Origin of the sequence: Paenibacillus sp. FSL H7-0943, from assembly GCF_037963265.1 — a bacterium.
In the GTDB taxonomy this organism is placed as follows: Bacteria; Bacillota; Bacilli; order Paenibacillales; family Paenibacillaceae; genus Paenibacillus_AQ; species Paenibacillus_AQ odorifer.
This window is the reverse complement of sequence record NZ_CP150148.1, coordinates 5,051,282-5,070,684: the sequence shown is the minus strand read 5'-3', so window position 1 is coordinate 5,070,684 and position 19,403 is coordinate 5,051,282. Positions and strand designations below refer to the sequence as shown.

13 protein-coding genes are annotated in these 19,403 nt (G+C 48.5%); 12 read left to right on the top strand and 1 reads right to left on the bottom strand.

Going from position 1 to position 19,403, the window contains the following annotated elements; translation table 11 throughout:
- Nucleotides 1–34: 34 nt before the first annotated feature.
- From NSQ55_RS22300 to NSQ55_RS22280, 5 genes are all read left to right on the top strand, one after another.
- Nucleotides 35–991, top strand: coding sequence for an ABC transporter permease subunit (locus NSQ55_RS22300; RefSeq protein WP_081382600.1), 957 nt, complete (start codon nt 35–37; stop codon nt 989–991).
- 36 nt (nt 992–1,027) lie between these two features.
- A complete protein-coding gene (locus NSQ55_RS22295) occupies nt 1,028–1,903 on the top strand; it encodes a carbohydrate ABC transporter permease (protein ID WP_036683169.1) in 876 nt (291 codons plus the stop codon).
- 41 nt (nt 1,904–1,944) lie between these two features.
- Nucleotides 1,945–3,618 carry a hypothetical protein gene (locus NSQ55_RS22290; RefSeq protein ID WP_076147914.1) on the top strand — a complete coding sequence of 558 codons (1,674 nt, stop codon included), beginning with the start codon at nt 1,945–1,947 and terminating at the stop codon, nt 3,616–3,618.
- A gap of 86 nt (nt 3,619–3,704) precedes the next feature.
- Entirely contained in the window at nt 3,705–5,129 is a 1,425-nt protein-coding gene (locus NSQ55_RS22285) for a family 43 glycosylhydrolase (protein WP_339169172.1), read from the top strand.
- A 26-nt stretch (nt 5,130–5,155) separates the two neighbouring features.
- Entirely contained in the window at nt 5,156–7,159 is a 2,004-nt protein-coding gene (locus tag NSQ55_RS22280) for a beta-galactosidase (protein WP_339169170.1), read from the top strand.
- Nucleotides 7,160–7,235: 76 nt separating this feature from the next.
- Here NSQ55_RS22280 and NSQ55_RS22275 read toward each other — a convergent pair whose 3' ends face one another.
- The gene (locus tag NSQ55_RS22275; RefSeq protein WP_339169168.1) at nt 7,236–9,524 is read right to left on the bottom strand and encodes an AraC family transcriptional regulator; all 2,289 of its coding nucleotides are present in this window, start codon (nt 9,522–9,524) and stop codon (nt 7,236–7,238) included.
- Between the two features lie 293 nt (nt 9,525–9,817).
- On the opposite strand from NSQ55_RS22275, the gene NSQ55_RS22270 reads away from it, so the two are divergent.
- The 7 genes from NSQ55_RS22270 (at nt 9,818) to NSQ55_RS22240 (ending at nt 19,383) form a co-directional block, all read left to right on the top strand.
- The gene (locus tag NSQ55_RS22270) at nt 9,818–10,768 is read left to right on the top strand and encodes an ABC transporter permease subunit (RefSeq protein WP_051491278.1); all 951 of its coding nucleotides are present in this window, start codon (nt 9,818–9,820) and stop codon (nt 10,766–10,768) included.
- A gap of 15 nt (nt 10,769–10,783) precedes the next feature.
- Complete coding sequence (locus NSQ55_RS22265; protein ID WP_076147925.1) at nt 10,784–11,653, top strand: carbohydrate ABC transporter permease; 870 nt, start codon at nt 10,784–10,786, stop codon at nt 11,651–11,653.
- Nucleotides 11,654–11,696: 43 nt separating this feature from the next.
- Nucleotides 11,697–13,259: an extracellular solute-binding protein gene (locus NSQ55_RS22260; RefSeq protein WP_076130281.1), complete on the top strand. Its 1,563-nt coding sequence runs from the start codon at nt 11,697–11,699 to the stop codon at nt 13,257–13,259.
- A 37-nt stretch (nt 13,260–13,296) separates the two neighbouring features.
- Entirely contained in the window at nt 13,297–14,085 is a 789-nt protein-coding gene (locus tag NSQ55_RS22255) for a glucosamine-6-phosphate deaminase (protein WP_339169164.1), read from the top strand.
- Complete coding sequence (locus NSQ55_RS22250; RefSeq protein ID WP_339169163.1) at nt 14,082–15,242, top strand: amidohydrolase family protein; 1,161 nt, start codon at nt 14,082–14,084, stop codon at nt 15,240–15,242. Before NSQ55_RS22255 ends, NSQ55_RS22250 begins: the two co-directional genes overlap by 4 nt.
- 26 nt (nt 15,243–15,268) lie before the next feature.
- On the top strand, nt 15,269–17,074 hold the full coding sequence (locus NSQ55_RS22245) for a DUF4838 domain-containing protein (RefSeq protein ID WP_076310140.1): 1,806 nt from the start codon (nt 15,269–15,271) through the stop codon (nt 17,072–17,074).
- A gap of 167 nt (nt 17,075–17,241) precedes the next feature.
- Entirely contained in the window at nt 17,242–19,383 is a 2,142-nt protein-coding gene (locus NSQ55_RS22240) for an S-layer homology domain-containing protein (protein WP_076279227.1), read from the top strand.
- Nucleotides 19,384–19,403: the final 20 nt, after the last annotated feature.

The following is a 19,403-nucleotide window of genomic DNA, read 5'->3' as shown; positions in this document are numbered from 1 at the left end:
AATGTAAAAGGGGGTAAGCACAATAGCACAGATAATGAATACCCAGCTCAAATGGAGTGAGAAAGCCAACGTTAAAAAAAGCAGAAAGAATCCTTGGAAAAAGGAAATCAAAAAAAATTGGCCATTGTATGTTTTATGTATCCCAGCTTTGGTATTCGTTCTAATTTTTGCCTACGGTCCTATGGTCGGATTAGTGATGGCCTTTCAGGATTACAAGCCCTGGCTTGGAATTACAGGTTCAACTTGGATTGGTTGGGATAACTTCGCAAGAATCTTCCAATATAAAGAGGCAACACAATCCATTATCAACACCCTCATTATTGCTGTAATCAAAATTATAGTCGGAATTATTGTTCCTATCTTTATGGCGATTCTGCTAAGCGAGATTAGAAACATGGGGATTAAAAAGAGTATTCAAACCTTGGTCTATTTACCGCATTTCCTCTCTTGGGTAACCGTTGCCGGAATCATGATTGATATCTTAGGTCTGGATGGGGGCATAAATCATTTTCTTACGAATTTCCTCGGACTGAAACCGATTTTCTTTCTGGGCGATCCTACGCTGTTCAGACCGACGATCATCATCAGTGATTTATGGAAAAACTTCGGATTTGGCATGATTGTCTACTTAGCGGTGATTACAGGGATCGATCCTTCTTATTATGAGGCAGCTGAGATCGACGGCGCGTCACGCCGCCAACAAATAAGACATGTTACCTTACCGAGTATGATGCCGATGATCATCGTAATTGCAACGTTAAGCCTTGGAAATATCCTGGATGCAGGATTTGACCAAATCTTTAACTTATATAATCCACTCGTCTATAGTACGGGGGATATCATCGATACTTATGTTTACCGGTCATCCTTATTAAATGGCCAATACGGTTTTGGTACCGCTGTTGGATTGTTTAAATCCGGCATCAGCTTCATATTAATCGTAATTTCCTATCGAATTGCTTACAAGGTAGCTAACTATAAAATATTTTAAGCCGAAGTTGTTAAGCTTACAAAACTGTTAGGAGGAATGGGAGTGTATTATAAATCCAAGGGATATAGGATATTTTCGATTTTCAATCATATCCTCCTGATTCTAGTAGCCTTATCGTGTTTATTGCCTATGCTTCATTTGCTAGCACAATCATTTAGTAGTAAGACAGCGGTAAATGGGAATTTGGTATCCTTTTGGCCGGTGGACTTTAATATCGAAGCCTATGTGAAAACTTTTAAAAACACGAATTTTACAGGCTCCATGAGAATCTCAGTGGTCCGGACGGTACTGGGGACGTTAATCAGCATGTTCATTATTACAACGGCGGGGTATGCCTTGTCCAAAGATTTCCGTGGGCGTAATGCTTTAATGTGGATTTTTATATTCACGATGTTGTTTTCCGGTGGATTGATTCCTTCTTATATATTGGTTACGAAACTTGGGCTCAAGGACACGATCTGGTCGCTCGTGCTTCCCGGTGCCTTCGGAGCTTATAATTTGATTCTGATTATGAATTTCTTTAAAACAATCCCTAAGGCGCTTGAAGAGGCGGCATTTATCGATGGGGCTTCGTTCTTCGTCATTTTCCGGAAAATCTATCTTCCGCTTTCCCTTCCCGGTCTGGCAACCGTTGGATTGTTTATCATGGTGGGGAGCTGGAACGCATGGTTTGATGGGATTTTGTATATGTCGAATACAACGGACTATCCGTTAGCTTCATTCTTACAGACTGTAGTGGTGCAAGGTTCAGCGCAGAGTATGGCACTTAGTCAATCAGAAGCAGCCGCGTTGTCAGAACAGAGTATCAAAGCTGCGCAAATTTTTATTAGCACACTGCCCATTATCCTTGTGTACCCTTTTCTACAGAAGTATTTTGTCAAAGGCATCGTTCTGGGTGCTGTAAAAGAATAACGTGACCAACATATAAAACTTTAATTCAAAGGAGCTTATTGATGAAAAAAACAGGGGCCTTAATAACGACTACTGTATTGATGGCAGGATTGCTAGCGGGCTGCGGCTCAAACGGTAAAGAATCTACTGCGGCAGAAGCGGTTCTCAAAGACGGCAAATACGATCCTCCTATTACTATCAACATCGCCAAGCAACAAGATGAGAATGCCGGTAAATATATCAACGGGGAGAGCTTAAATGATAATGTGTTGACCCGCTGGGGTGTCGAGAATCTAGGGATTAACATCCAAACTACTCTTTTGGGCGGTGATGCCTCCCAATATAATACGAAACTTCGTTTAGCGCTCACTGGTTCCGAGAAGCTTCCGGATGTTTTGCCAGTGTATGACACCTCATTAGAAAATGATCTGATTCAATCTGGACTTGTAAAAGATATTGCGGAAGACATTAACAAATATATGCCTGAGCGTCTGAAAGAAATATATAAACAATATCCAACAACGTTCAACCCGGTTATCCAGGACGGCAAGGTTTATGGGATGGCGATCTCGCCCAATCTCACTGAAGGTGAAGTCATGCTTATCCGTCAAGATTGGTTAGATAAATTAAATTTAAAAGCGCCAACAAATATAGATGAATTTGAACAGGTAATCGCTGCTTTTACGAATGATGATCCGGATGGTAACGGAAAAAATGATACTTATGGATTTGATTTCTCGGGAAAAGATTCTTACAACACGGGCTGGGTAAGCGACTCTGTAATGATTTTTAGTGCTTATACAGGGAAGAGTCTCCCCGGCCAATGGTATAACGACAATGGAAAACTCACTTACGGTTCCGTCGCTGATGGGACAAAGGATGCGTTAGCTAAACTTCGCGATTGGTACTCCAAAGGGTATTTAAATAAGGAGTTGGCTACACAGGGTGCATGGGATGCACTGGCGGATTTCACTGAAGGTAAAGCAGGGATTATTATTGGCCGTCCTTGGCTGTACGGCAGTGTTAAAGATGTGGAAACTAACGTAAAAGGGGCTAAAATCAAAGCTTACCCAACAATTAACGGTGTAAGTGGGGATCGAACCTACCAATCCGGTCAACAGAACGATGGTGTCTTTATGTTTAATAAAGACTTTAACAATATGGAAGCTTTCTTCTTGTATTATGACAAGCTTTACGATGCAGCATTTGGTACCGGAGATTTCAAATATGGTTATGCTCAGGGATATGATTATGACATCGTTGGCGATGAAGTGGTATTCGATTCCAAAAAATTCAATACGCCTTTGGATGCCGCTCAAGGTGTAGGGAAAATGGCTTTTACCAAAAATACACCAAGTGTGGATGGCCCAGGTAAATCTTTTTATGATCTTTCCAAAGGTGCAAAAGCTGAGAATGGGGTCTTGATCAGATCGGCATCAAATGATGAAACAGCCAAAGAGGGATATGTGATTTCCTATGAGAATAGAGAGTCACTGCTTCCAAATGCATTTAACGGTCCACCTACCAAGACCATGCAGACAACTTGGGAGCAACTGAATACGATGGAAAAGGAAACCTTCACCAAAATTATTTACAGTAAAGAGCCGCTAACTGCGTACGATGACTTCGTGAAGCAATGGCATGACAAAGGCGGTACGAAAATTTCCGAAGAAATCAACGAATGGTATAACAATGCTAGCAAGGTGGATGTGATGTCTCAGATGGGATTGAAATAAGTTCGCAAGAACAGCAGGTTCAGTTAAGGTCATCCTTGGCCGGACCTGCTTTTTTGTCTAAAAATCTGATCCTCTGGAGGTTAATCATGGACGAAAATGCGAGTACAGTCACCCTACTAAATAGCGCTCCACTTCTGGATATGAGCGGAAATTCTGTACATGCACATGGTGGACATATGCTCTATACGGATGGATATTATTACTGGTTTGGTGAGAACCGGATGGATCGGCGGAGAGTGAGCTGCTACCGATCTGTGGATCTAGTGAATTGGGAATGGCGCAATGATGTGCTCACACTCGATTCACCGGTACAGCCGATTTATCATCGCACCACATTAGAGCTTGAACCCTTGGACAGGGAGGGGCGCCCAACGGGTGCGGTAATTGAGCGCCCAAAAGTACTCTACAACAAACTTACAGGGAGATTTGTTATGTGGATGCATTGGGAAAATGGACGCGACTACTCTGATGCGCGCTGCGCGATCGCTGATTGCGGGACGGTAGATGGGGATTATGTTTACCGGGGCAGCTTTAATCCGATAGGTAACATGTCTCGGGACTGCACCTTGTTCCAGGATGACGATGGGACGGCATATTTTATCTCCGCGGCAAGGGAAAATGCTGATCTTATTATGTATCGTCTGTCACCTGATTACCTCAGCATAGAAGAACAGGTCAAGACCTTGTGGCCCGGACAAGCGCGTGAAGCACCTGTATTAATGAAACGTCAGGGTGTATACTTTCTCATCTCGTCCGCCTGTACGGGCTGGTTGCCTAACCAAGGAACCTATGCCTGGTCCGAGGAATTATTTGGTCGTTGGTCACCCTTGCTGCCTTTGGGCGACATCACTACATACGACAGCCAGCCTGCTTTTATAGTTCCTATTGTAGGAACAGACAATGACCAGTGCTCTTACCTGTATGTTGGGGATCGCTGGGACCCTGCGGATTATTATGCCTCTTCCTATGTATTTCTGCCGCTCAGCTTTCCTTCTGACCGGGAAATGAAGCTTGACTGGGCAGAGCGAACGGTGATTGACCTAAGGAAGGGAATCGTAGCTGTGGAATGCGGCTCTGGTAGTGGTCTGTTCAGATTGAAAAGCTTAGGAATGGGGCTTTATCTGGCGGCGGGAAATCAATCCATTGAACATGAGGAGACCCTGAACGTCGAAGTCCGGACGCTTTCGTATGAAGATCAGCAGCAGAGATGGACGGTTGAATACGGGGAGAAGGGTAGGGTGAGAATTCGAAACAGTGAAAAGGCCTTATCTATTGGCCTGTTGAATTCCTTGCTGCTGGAGCCTATTCGTGACAACGAAGATCAGTTTATATGGTTGCTTACAGAGACAGAAGCAGGTTCACTGACTATTGGGAGCAATGACGGAAGAGTTCTTACCGTAGCAGGAGAACAGCGTGGGGGCTGGGGTTGTGTGTTTCTTGAATCCAAACGCTGCCATGATCCCCGTATAGGTGCAGACCCGCAGCTTTTTCAACTGATTTCAGTAAGGTAAACAGTTTAGAGAAAAGAGGTATACCGATGAGTTTATCTGTCTCCTTCCCTATGGAATGGTTTAAAAGTGACCCCCATACACAACTTACTGCGACTTCCTCTGAGACGTTTCAGTTCATCACTACACCAGAAGGTGGTGGATTTGAGCTTCAGTCAGGGCATCTGGAATCCGCCGCTTGGTGCGATTATGGTTTCGTTAATGCGGAGGTTTACCATGAAAGCCGTGACGTTCTGGTGCTGTTATTCAGTTTTTATGATCGGGATCATCGCGTCATTACTTATCATGTAGGAATTTTACCCGGTGTGCGCACGAAAATTTGTTTACCCTTGATTCATTTAAATGGTGAGAAGCTGTTCCTTCCCCGTTATCCGGGTGTGATGCAGACAGTACTGAGGGGAGATGCAGGCATCGATCGCAAGCATATCACCCGATTCTCTATCGCTACTCTCCCTTCAACAACAAGTAGAGCTGTGCAAATTAGTGGCTTGGCTCTAAGTCTAACTGAGCCCGTCTTTGAGTATGAACAGCAACCATATATAGATGATCTGGGCCAATTAAAGGGAAGGGATTGGCCAGGGAAAACGGTTGATGCAGAAGCGATGACGGATCGGCTGCGCACAGAGCGGAAACTTGCGGAACATGCTGATCACAATGGAGGTGACCTCAGCAGGTACGGAGGTTGGAAGGCGCTGAGATTCGCGGCAACTGGATATTTCCGCACGGAGTTTGACGGCAGCCGCTGGTGGTTCGTTGATCCAGAGGGTTATGCCCTGTTCAGTACGGGGATGGACTGTGTGGGTCCAGCTTGTTCTATGCATGTAACTGGCATGGAACACTTGATACCCTCATTGCCGGAGCGGGAAGGAATCTATCAAGAAGCTTGGTCACAGGATGGCGAGGAATTCAGCTTCGAGATTGCTAATCTGATCACTGCTTTTGGGGCGGAGTGGCGCTCTAACTGGGTGGCTATGACGGATTTTCGCTTACAACAATGGGGATTCAACACCATCGGTAACTGGTCCAATGATAGATTTATCAACGAATCCCAGCTTCCGTATGTTTATCCTCTAGTGGACTTTCCTATGACGGAGCAAACTATTTTCCGGGATTTCCCGGATGTGTTTAGCCCGGAGTATGAGCGGAATGCCGGGAGCTTTGCGGAGCAGCTTCTTCCATTAAGGGAAGACCAGAGAATGGTCGGTTATTTCATGCGTAATGAGCCGCATTGGGCATTCGTGGATGGGTTGAATTTGACCGGACAGATGCTGAAATCTCCGGTCCGTTATGCCAGTAAGAAGGAATTCATTCGCTGGCTTGCAGGAAAGTACAAAACAGTGGAACAATTAAATATGGCGTGGGATAGCGTTTTTGAAGAATTCGAGGATTTATACGATGTATCGAATGTGAATGTAACCGGGGATAATCTCACTTCTGCCCGAGAAGTGGATTATAACCTGTTCAACCGGATCATGATCCGGCGGTATGTAGAAGTGCCAGCCCGTCTTTGCAAGCAGACGGATCCGAATCATCTGAATTTGGGAATGCGTTATGCCTGGGTTGGCAGTGATGAGGTGCTGGAGGGCTGTGAATGGTTTGATGTATTCTCTATGAACTGCTATCAGTTCAGTCCTGACAAGGAACAGATTCCCCAGATCAGCGGACGACTGAACAAACCAGTCATGATTGGGGAATATCATTTTGGTGCGGCTGAAGGCGGCATGTTGGCTTATGGGATCCGTGCGGTGGCAACCCAGAAGGAGCGCGGTGAGGCTTACCGTTATTATGTGGAGCAGGGGGCAGCCATCCCGCAGCTCATCGGAGTTCATTATTTTCAATGGAATGATCAGCCTGTGCTCGGACGTTATGACGGAGAAAACTATCAAATCGGTGTAGTGGATGTCTGCAACCGTCCATATGAACCTTTCGTGCAAGCAGCGAGAAAGGCCCATGACCAGATGTATCAGGTGCGGACGGGTATGACAGCGCCCTATAATATTGTGCCAATGGAGATTCCGAAAACGGGATTCTGATTGCAAATCTTTACAACAAAAAGACCCCCAGCCAATGGGGGGCCTTTTTTGTCCTCTCCTCTGCAATGTAGCCTCTTTACAAGCCAAGGCCGGAGGAGGGGAGTGAATCATCACGGGAATAGCGCTTGCGGTATTCGCCCGGAGTTATTCCGGCACAACGTTTGAACATACGGATGAAGGAATTTACGTTCTGATAACCGATCTGAAGCGCGATATCCTGAATCCGCAGTTCCAGATTCATTAGCAGCTCTTTGGCCCGCTCAATCCGCAGATTGTTCAGATATTCACTGAAGTTGATGTTTGTTTTCTCTTTAAAAATGCTGGACAGGTAACCTGGAGTTAAATTTAACTTGTCTGCTACTAGGTTGAGGTTGATGTCCTCGCCGTAATGTTTGTCTAAGTAATCCAGCACAAAGCTGATAATGGGGTCGCGCGACTCCGAGCGGCTACTGATGACCACGAGCACAGGACGAACCAGATCACGCAGCCATTCCTTGTATTGATCCATTGAGTGGAAAGCGTTAAATGGCTCTAGTCGGGGTGGTAAGAGACGCTCCGCTTCCGCTTGGGGCAGATTCAGCCTCGTCACCGTTTTGCTCGTCTGTTCCGCTGCTCCCAAGGCAAATGCCCGAAAATCCGCCGCCGCTGCGTCCTTGTGCTGCAGCTGCTCCAGCTGACGATCCAACCAAGCGAATACAGCCTCCTCATTGCCAGACTGCAGCAGATTGTGCAGCTCCTCTCCGTGTGTCACCTTTAAATGAAAGGATTTGGCGGATGAGGCTCTAGGTTCTACGATAATTTGTGTTTCCCCGTTCAATCTACGCTCATTTAACAACATCGATAGATTATTGTAGGCATCGGTAAATGAGGTTTCGCCTGAATATACCGGACTTACAGCAATAGTCAGATATAAGGATGTCTCCGAATCCAGCAGCTCCTTAAGGGTATCAAGAGCCTGCAGAAAACTGCTCTGCGGTCCGGGATTGAACAGGAGCAGCATGAGCTGATCATGTTCCGGCTGGAGTGCGACGCTTTCGCTTTCACCACCAGTGATCAAGTTTTGAACCAGCTTCCATAACATCAGTGTGTGTTTCTCAAATTCGTCCGGTAAGGTTTTGAAGCTGACCTTGAACAGAATGGAGGCATAGGGCTGTTCGGATTGCCTTACATCTTCAAGCTCCGCGAGGCTTTTACTCAGCGGGATATTTTTCACTTTATGAGTATAGGCATATTGGCGCACCAGTGAGTTCTTATGATCAAGATCGGTCTGGATGAAGCGGTTACTCTCCAAAATGGAGCTCAGGCGGTCGCCGATAATGGCGAATTCCTTCACACTGCTCAATTTTTCAGGCCGGCTGCCTGCCTTACGGTCCAAGGCGGCAATCAGGCGCTGGAGCGGTTGGTTAAGCCGGTGGCTGAAGATTAGGGATGAGAGAACACTGATCAGTACTGCGGCAGAGAGTAATACAGCCAGCAATAGCTGCATCCCCCGCATTTCCGCAGCAATAGCCGCCACCTGGGTCACTCGGATATAGGTGAATCCAGTCTGTTTACCTTTTTCATAGAAGTAATATTGGTCTCCGACCCGCTCATGGGCATTGCCACTTTCCGGAAGCTGGCTTGTTTGCAGTTTACCCTCTGATGTAGAGAACAATAGATTCTTCTGCGCATCCAGGATATAGAACGGGGTATTGCCGGCATCTCCGTAGGCGGCCTGCATCAGCTGCGGATTCAGCATGACAATGCCGTACACTTCCTCATAAGGAATCGCTTTGACCAGCACTGGCATTAACCTTCCGAGCGTACGGGTGGAATGTATGGTTTTCTCGGTAAAGGTTACGGCGGGCATGACTTTTAAAAATTGATTGTCCATCGTTTGCCGGCTCCAGTACTCCGGAGGGTATTCTGCACTGAAGTAGTATTTACCGAACATATCTGCGGCGCTGCTTAGGCCCTCCCTCTCCAGTACATAATTTTCCTTTTTAAAATAGAGAATGAAATTTTCGATATGCAGAAAAGGATTAGCATACAGCGTTGAGAGATCCGATATCACTTCTGCCGGGATATCATATCGTCGGTTCTCTTTGAGGTAGCTTAGAATGCCCAGATTGGCAGTCCATGAATCGGATTGGGTGAGGGCAAGAATCATGTTCTGAGTCAACCGGAAATGATTTTCGTAGCCTTCGACCGTTTGTGCGAGGCCTAGCTCATTTTGCCGGATCATCTCCTTATAGATTTTGCCGCTTAAATACAGATGGGAGAACAGATTAAATGATGCCAAAATCAAGATGACACTGAGGAAGCTTAGCATCAGCTTAACGAACAGGGCATTCAGCGCAAATTTGCCTGTAACGGATCCCTTCATATGTATCCCCCTTTGGATGCACCCGTAAATGAATTGGATTAATTCTATCATAGCGGCAAAAAGCTAACACCAACAATATGCAATTTTGCTGATTTGTACGCTATTCTATGGAAATCCGCAGTTAAGGCGAAATGTTATATAACATGTAGATAGCGCTTTCCAAAGAAATGCAGCTATAATTCGGAGACAAATCCCAGGAAAAAGGGGGAAGTAATCTGACATCTATATGATTTATGATCATTTTAACAAGAGGAGACATGCATATGGCTCAAGCTAGCGTAGTGCAGGACAAAATGCGAAAGAAAGTGCACCGGCGACCCCAACGACCTCAACGCCACAAAGCGGGAATCCTTCGAACTTGGAATAAAAACAAGGCGCTCTGGCTGCTGTTCCTGCCGTGCCTGTTGTATTATTTGATCTTCCGCTATGCACCGATGTTTGGATTAGTTATCACTTTCAAGGATTACAATCTTTTTAAAGGGATTTGGGCCAGTGATTGGGTGGGACTCAAATATTACAGGATGTTTATAGAGAATCCCGATTTTTGGCCGCTGATGAAAAACACTTTTCTGCTTGGTTTATATAAGCTGTTTTTTGGCTTCCCGGCACCCATTCTACTGGCGATTCTGCTTAATGAGGTGCGCAAGGCTGCTTTCAAACGAGTTGTGCAGACCGTCAGCTATCTTCCACATTTTATCTCAAATGTCATTGTAGCCAGTATGGTGATCATGTTTTTATCCCCAACCGGAGGGCTGATTAATAATCTGCTTGGTGCCATAGGGATTGGACCGATCAATTTCATGAATGAACCTGGATTGTTCCGCGGTATTTATGTCCTGTCGGAGATCTGGCAGCATATCGGCTGGGAGACTATTATCTACTTGGCCGCGTTGACCGCTATCGACCCGCAGCTGTATGAAGCTGCTGATATGGACGGAGCCAGCCGCATGCGTAAAATATGGCATGTCACCTTGCCCGGCATTTCACCCGCCATCGTGATCACCTTGATTCTTAATATCGGTAAAGTACTCGAGATTGGCTTCGAGAAGGTGTTCCTGATGCAGAATCCGGCGATCTACGACACAGCGGATATTATCAGTACTTATGTCTATAGGGTGGGTATGGTGCAGGGGAACTTCAGCTATGGCGCTTCTATTGATCTTTTTATGGGCGTGATTAGCTTGATCTTCATCTATACAGCAAATTACATCAGCCGCCGTGTAAGCGAGACAAGTTTATGGTAGAAAAGAGGTGTGGTGATGAGATCACCCCGTTTATCCTGGTTTAATGTCGTGAGCACTTTTATCCTTCTCGTGGTTGTGGTGGTCACGCTTTATCCGTTCCTGCATATGCTCGCTGTCTCTCTCAGTAGTGATGTGCATGTCATGAAGAATACCGTTTCTTTTTGGCCTAAGGGATTTAACCTGAATATGTATAAGCTTGTACTCGGAGATTCGCAAATCTGGGTGGCTTACAAAAATACACTCATTTACACCGTGCTTGGCACCCTTATCTCGCTGGTGGTCACCTCCACGGGTGCCTATGCACTCTCACGCAGTGATATGGCGCTGCGCAAGAGCTTCACCCTGTTGATTGTGGTGACGATGTTTTTCAGCGGAGGAATGATTCCCACGTTCCTCGTGGTTCGCTCCCTGGATATGGTCGATACCGTTTGGGGCATGGTGCTGCCGGGTGCGGTTAGCACTTGGAATCTGATTCTGATGCGGACCTTTTTCTCCGGCATTCCTAAAGAGCTGGAGGAGTCTGGCCGCATCGACGGACTGAATGATATCGGCATATTTATTCGTATTATTGTTCCGCTTTCCAAAGCTTCCTTCGCCACCATAGCGCTCTTTTACGCGGTTGGCATGTGGAATAACTTTATTTACCCGCTGCTCTACCTGCGCTCACCGGATTTGTTCCCGCTGCAAGTTCTGTTGCGCAATCTGGTGCTGGCTGGCAGTGCTAGCTCGGGAGATGTTACTAGCATTGGAGGTGACAACATGGTGATAGAAGAATCGCTGAAGTACGCGACGATTATGGTCTCGACGCTTCCGATTCTGATTGTGTATCCATTTGTACAGAAGTATTTCGTTAAGGGGGCCATGATTGGCGCGGTTAAGGGATAGGCGGGTGGAACCGTCAAAAATTCAGCATAAGGGAGAGATCGTAATGAATAAATGGAAATCTGTACTGCTGCCACTGATGATTGCAGCAACCGTAGTAACTGGCTGCAGCGGAGGGGGCAATGACACCTCGCCGCAGAGTAATACTCAGGGCAGCAGTACCGCTTCACCTGCTGATTCGTCCAAAACGGAAAAAACCTTCACTGCGCTCTTAGACAACAATGCTACGTTCCCTTATTCGAAAAGCTGGCCTATTTGGAGCTGGCTGAAAGAGAAAACCGGTGTCACACTCGAGGTACAGACCCCTTCCGGAAAGCTTGAAGAGAGCTTGAACCTGGCGATTGCCTCGAAGGCAATGCCGGATCTGATGTATATGCCTAACCGCAAAGAATCGAATAAATTCGGGCAACAGGGTGCGTTGGTGGATTTGATGGAGTATATGGACAAAATGCCGAATCTGACCGCCTGGGTAAAGCAGTATCCACAGGAAGCGAAGGCTGCACTGTCTGCTGATGGCAAAATGTATATGTTCCCGAATCAGGGCTTTGGCGAGACGAACCGCATGATCTGGTTATACCGTAAAGACATTTTTGACAAAGAAGGAATCCAGGCACCAGCCACATATGAGGAGCTGCATACAGCTCTAAAAACCTTGAAGGCGAAATATCCAGACAGCTATCCGCTTTCGATCCGCTACGGACAAATTCCCGATGAAATGAATGCCAATATGACAGTGAATTACGGGACGGGTGAAGGGGCTTATTATGATTTTGATAAAAAAGAGTGGCTTTTTGGACCCACGGAAGAGAGTTACAAGGAAATGGTTGGTATGTGGAAAATATTTTATGACGAAGGGTTGATTCCGCCTGACTTTCTATCTCTGCAAACTAAGCAATGGCAGGACATGGTATCCACGGGCAAATCGTTTGTGACCATTGATTACATCAGCCGGATCGATTTTTTTAACAATGCGATGCAGCAGGAAAATCCGGAGTTCAACATGCAGTTCATGGCTCCTCCAGCGGGCATTGCCGGCGGCAAGCAACTGAACCCGTATTTTCATTATATGGAAGGTGGCCTAACCGTGGCTTCAACCTCGAAGAACATCGATGATGTGATGAGTTATATGGACTTTTTCTATTCCGAAGAGGGACGTACGCTCAGCAGCTGGGGCGTGGAGGGTGAGACATATGTGAAGGAAGGCGACACGATCAAGTTCAAACCAGAGTACAACGATGTGATCGAAATGCGGAAACAGACAGGACTTCAGACTAGCGGAACGTACACCTGGATCGACTTTGGTGCACATCTGTCGTTGTTCTCAGACAATTTGAAGTATGCCTTTGAAGAAGCGACGAAATATGATCCGTCCATGATGCAGCCACGGCCTGCATTTACGGAGAAAGAGAATGAAATTATTGCGATTACCGGCCAAGCGATCCAAAAACACCGCGATGAAAGCTTTGCCAAGTTTGTTACCGGCTCCCGAAAGCTGGCCGACTGGGACAAATATGTGGAGGAGATGAACAATCTCGGCGTGGATAAGCTGCTGGCTACTTATAGGGAAGCTTACGACCGTGTTCAGAACATTCAGTTAAACGGGAATTAATCTGTCTGGTGCCAAGGACAATAGTTGCCCGGAAAGGATGAGCGGGATGAATGACATCATTAAGCCTTTAGAGACACACAGAGTGGAGCAGATGTCCGTTCAGGTTTACGAAGATCGTAACCTGATGGGCGCTGCGGCGGCATCGCAGGTCGCGCAGAAAATTAGAGCTTTGCTTCAAGATTCTGCGCGTCAGGTCCGAATTGTGTTTGCTGCCGCACCTTCGCAAAATGAACTGTACGAGGGGCTGGTTCGGGAGCAGGGGATGGATTGGTCCCGGGTCAATGCTTTTCATATGGATGAATACATCGGCCTTGCGGCTTCGGCTCCCCAGCGGTTCGGCCGTTTTTTGACAGATCGTCTATACAGTCGGGTTAACCCTGGCCGGGTAGAACTGCTGGATGGTCTCGCCGCTGATATGGTGCAGGAATGCCAGAGATATTCGGCTTTGTTGAGCGAGGCGCCTATTGATATCGTTTGCCTCGGGATCGGGGAAAACGGGCATATCGCGTTTAATGATCCGCCAGTCGCTAATTTTACCGACCCGCAGTTGGTCAAAGCGGTCGAACTGGAGGAAGCCTGCCGCCGCCAGCAGGTGAATGACGGTTGTTTTACCTCGCTGGACGAGGTGCCAACCCATGCGCTGACGCTTACGGTACCAGCCTTGCTGGCTGGCCGTCACCTGTACGGAATTGTACCGGGAGTGTCCAAACGAAAGGCTTTACACGCGGCACTTCATGATTCGATCAGCACGGCATGTCCAGCTACTATTCTGCGCACCCATCCGGAGATCACGATGTTCACGGATCGGGCTGCCTTCGGCCTATGAACGCGCCAATTAAGGGAAAGCACTATAAAACTGGGCGGCCGGTTGAGGTAAGTGTCGAGCAGGGGCGAATCACTTCGGTCACCGAACTTGCGGAGAGTCCAGCCAGGGCCGATTGGCCCTGGCTGGCACCCGGGTTGGTGGATCTGCAAGTGAACGGGGGCTGGGGGCTGGATCTCAACACGCTGCCTTTACAGCCTGCAACGGTATTGGAACTGTCCCGACTTTTGCTAGGAAACGGGGTAACCAGTTATTGTCCAACTCTGATTACTAATGGCAAAGAAGCGCTGGCTCAAGCGGTCTCCGCCATTGCGGAAGCCGCTTCGCTGTATCCGGAAGCTGCTGGGGGGATTGTAGGAATTCATCTGGAAGGTCCTTTTCTGTCACCAGAAGAGGGTCCACGCGGCGCCCATCCAAGGGAACATATTGGCCCGCCGGATTGGGATAGGTTATGCCGCTGGCAGGAAGCGGCTGAAGGGCTTATCCGTATCCTCACCGTATCCCCGGAATGGCCAAACGCCGCTGCATTTATCGCCCGGTGCAGTGAATCAGGCATCCTTGTTTCCATAGGGCATACAGCAGCTTCCCCCGAGCAGATTAGGGAGGCGGTTGCCGCAGGAGCGGTGATGTCTACGCATCTCGGCAATGGCACACATCTGACGCTGCCCCGTCATCCCAACTATTTGTGGGAGCAGCTGGCGGCGGATGAACTATACGGCTGTATGATTGCAGATGGCCAACATTTACCACCCGCTCTGTTGAAAGTAATCCTACGGATGAAGCGCAGCCGCACCATCTTGGTCAGCGATGCTGTATCACTGAGCGGAATGCCGCCGGGAACTTATCACCTGCACATTGGTGGGGAAGTTGTATTAACAGCAGAAGGGCGGCTGCATCTGGCTGGCAATCAGCAGCTGCTTGCAGGTTCCGCCATGATGCTTCCAGATCAGGTGGCCTATCTTGCGGAGGCTGGATTAGCCCGGCTGGATGAAGCCTGGGATTGTGCTTCTGCTCATCCGGCTACTTTGCTGGGGCTGGAGCAGGCGGCAGGGCTTAGGGCTGGAGCACCTGCCGATCTCGTGAGCTTCTGCTATGACGACAGGACACTTACCGTGCTGGAATGCTGGAAAAAGGGTCATAGCAAGGCTTGCAGTAATTAATTACAGCAAAGATTAGGAGGAGAACGATGCAGAGCTTGATACCGCAACCGAAGCAGATCCAAGTGAAAGAGGGCGAAGCTTTTCAGTTCAGCGAGGATGTAAGCCTGAGCCTCTACATGGAGCAGCATGATCCGAGACTGGTGGTTCATTGCCGCCGCTCGTTTCCGGAGCTGGAATGTACACATGTTATCTCGGGAAAAGGATATTCACTTATTCTTCAGAGTCTCTCGCAGCCAGAAACGAAAGGAGCACAGCCAGATGAAGTGGATCTGAAATTGCTTAACGGCCGGGCGGAAGGGTACAGGCTGGAGGTGTCGGAGCGGCGGGTGGTAATCCGTGCACTGGATGCGCCGGGTCTGTTTTACGGGCTACAAACGTTACTACAACTGCGTAAGTCAGTAGGGGAAGTTCCTGCTGTGTCTATCACGGACTGGCCTGACACTACCTTGCGGGCGATGAACTTTGATCTTCGCCAGACATTTTCCAAGCCAGAGCTGCTGCTATCGTATTTGGCGGATTTTGCCCGGTATAAAACGAATGCGGTTCTGATTGAATACGAAGATAAATTCCCGTTCCAGAAGTACCCGGAATTCGTGCATCCTCAGCATTCGTTAAGCCTCACACAGCTAGAGGAACTGAAACGTACAGCCCAAGAATATTTTATTGAGATCATTCCGCTGCAGCAGAGTTTCGGGCATCTGGAGTATGTACTCCGCCACGACGCTTGGCGGCACTTGCGCGAAACGGAGTTATCCCTCGGGGAGATCTGTCCATCGCATCCGGAATCCTTCGAGCTGATTACCGATCTGTTACAGGAGATGATGGATGCCCATCCGGATTCCCGCTACATCCACCTCGGCTGTGACGAGGTATACAGCTTATGTGAATGCGAACGCTGTAAAACGTTGTTCGGAGGGGTACGGGAGCGGGCGTTTATCGCTTTTTTGAACACTTTGATTGAATATACAGCCAGCCGTGGTAAAAAAGCGATTTTCTGGCATGACATGCTGGACAAATGCCCGCCGGAGGAACTGGCAAAGCTGGATAAGCGGAGTGCGGCGATGATCTGGATATACAACGGACGTAATATTGAAGCTGAGGTTTCTTCTCTTACGGATAAATTCAGGTCACTAGGCATCGAGGTTATGGGAGCCCCGGCGGTTCGCAGCTTTGACTGGGCTGAACATCAGAATTATCCGGTACTATTGAACCGGACGGATAATCTGCTCCAATGGGCGGAGACAGCGGATAAGCTGGACCTCGGGTGCATCGTCGCCACGAACTGGACAGGGCCGTTCAGCCTTGGTGTTCCTTATGGGATCTTTGAGACGACGTGGTATCCGATGCTGCTGCACGCCGATTTGGCCTGGAACCGCAAAGCGGACTCAGCAACATTTATCGATCGATTCATGGAGCAGTTCCATGGCATCGGTCCTAGAACAGGTCACGCACAGCTCGGGAATTATCAGCTGGAAGATTATTATGATGTTATCTGGAAGCTGTTGGACAAGGTGAAGGATCATAAGGATGAAGCAGAGCTGATTGCCATTATGCATGATTTTGAAGCGGCGACGGACCGTTCGCGGGCGATCCACAAATATGTCTACCGCTGGGAGCTCTATCCGGGAGACGAAGCGGAAAGGCACTCGCTGCTGAACAATTACATGCGAAATCGCCGCGGACGTGAGAACGTTTTGCCTCGCATGAAAGCGGCTTTGGAGCGTTACCAGCCATCCGATATGGCGGAGCATTTTGTGAAATCCCGCTTCTATCTTCACGATTATCTGGAGCGGACATTATACCGTGAGCTGGGGTTTGCTCAGGTTGAATAAGAGTTTTGAAAAGATCGTACGGCTATCGTGTAAGCGGGTAGCTGTGCGGTCTTTTTTTAATTCATAGCTGGATGAAGCTACATATTACAACATATTCAGGAACAAAATCCCAGTTCGCTGCGTCTAACTTATAAAGTTCTAGCAAACTACATTGGAGGAGAATGAATATGAGAGCTACACCCATAAACCGGACTATAAGGAAGGTTACACTTACCGCATTATGTATTTTGCTTGTATTGCTGAGTGGCAGGGTAATGGCGGAGCCGTCTCCGGCACAAAAGACAACCGCGGTATTCACAGCGGAGATGCAGAGTGCCTTGGAAGGGGCACAGAATGTGCTGCTGACGATACAGCCATTCCCGGACGAAGCAGCCGTAGGTTTCTTCAAGAATGGGCGCAGTCTGCCCAAGGGATATCTGGAGCAGACTGCCGATAAGATTCTGGAACAGCGGGGCAAGTTCACCAAGGTGGCAGAGCTAACTCGAACAGCGCTGGCTTACAGTGCTGCGGGGGGCAACATCAACAACATCGCTGGTATTGATCTTTATCCATTCCTGATGAATCATGACGGAATTGATTCGGAAGGGGCAGCAGCGGTAGCAGCCGCCTATATTACCTCGAAGAATTCCATTTCAAATTCATTGGAGCGGACAAACCGTTACCCCGATTTGTTGTTTTATCAGTTGCTTGATATGCAGCTAGCGGACGGTAGTTGGCCGCTGGCCGGGCAGAAGCAAGGAGATCTGGTAGCTACTGCCTGGGTACTAACCGCACTTGCTTCGGAAGTGAGTTCAGAACAAACAGCGCAGCCGATCGAGAAGGCTTTGTTGTGGCTTAAGAGCAAGCAGCAGCTAGACGGAGGGTTCGATGGTAAAACTGCGACGACAGCGCAGGTGATTGTTGCTTTATCCTCGCAGGGAGTCGATGCAGCAGATTTCACCAAGGAAGGCGGAGCCTCGCTGCTGGACCATTTGCTGGCGCGGAAGCTCCCGGGTGGCGGCTTTACACAGACAGCAGGCGGAGGAAACGATAGTCCCGCAACTGTGCAAGCCTATCTTGCCCTGACTTCCTATAAGCTGCTGTCCAAGCAGGCTGGCATGCTGTATAGCGGACTGCATCATGCTGGACTTGACCGGGCAACAATTCAGGTCGAAGGACCCGGTGGCACCGTTGCCGGGGGGCATATTGTTGGCGGAGATGCTGTGAAGGCAGCGGCAGCTTTTTTACAGGCGAAGGGTCTGGCGTATAAGCTGAATGCGGATGCAGCTAAACCGGCCTTCACAGCTATCGAGGGGATTCAGAACGGGCGATACAATGGACGCGGAGAATGGAAGATTGCTGTATTCAGCGGGGGCAGTGCATGGATGTATCCTGAGAATAGCCCGTACAGACTGACGATAGGCAATGGGGATCAGCTGCTTGTTTACTACGCGGACGATACAGAACTGCTTGACCGGATGGAAGTGAAATGGAAAGATAAAAACGGCCAGGAAATGGGTGGATACGCAAGCGCCAATATGCCGTTTTCCCTCCATATCACCAAGTCAAACGGTCAGCTGGGCGGTCTTCCGGCTTTCGGCGCTACTGTGACACTTCAAGGAAAAAGCGTAGTGGCTGACAGCACGGGAAAGGTGTCATTTGCCGGCATGAAGCCCGGTGTCTATCCTGTGCAAGTCACCAAATACCGTAAAGATGCCGCTCCAGCACTTTCCAAACGGACGTTTGCGCTGCATGTCTCTTCCCCGGAATTGGCCAGCTTTACGGATGCCAATAAAGTCGCAGCTTGGGCACGTTTGGATATCGCAACAGCGCTCAGCAGCGGATATATTCAGGGCGTGAGTGCCAGCGGAAATGTGCTGGCTCCTAAGCAGAAGCTGACCCGGGCTGAATTTCTGACCCTGCTGCTGCGGCTATTGCATGAGTTCCCCGATGCCAAGGCCACTTCTAGCTTTAAGGATGTTCCGGCGGACAAATGGTACAGCCGTACCATCGCCAAGGCTGAGGAGCTGGGCATTATCAGCTCTCCAACCGGTAAGTTCGAGCCGGACCGCGGTATTACGCGGGAAGAAGCGGCGGTTATGGTAACCAAAGCCGCCCGGTTGTCTACGTACGGCAGCCCGGATCGTGTGAAGTTTGCCGATACTTCCAGTTTGTCAGAGGCGAGCCGCCAGGCGATTCAGGCCGTGAATGAACATGAAGTAATGACCGGCAGCGGGGGCCGTTTCGATCCTAAGCAGATTCTGGTGCGTGAGCAGGCAGCGGCAATTTTAGTCAGACTGCAGAAATTAATCCCGGAAGCCTTCTATTAATGGAATAAACGTCCAGGGAT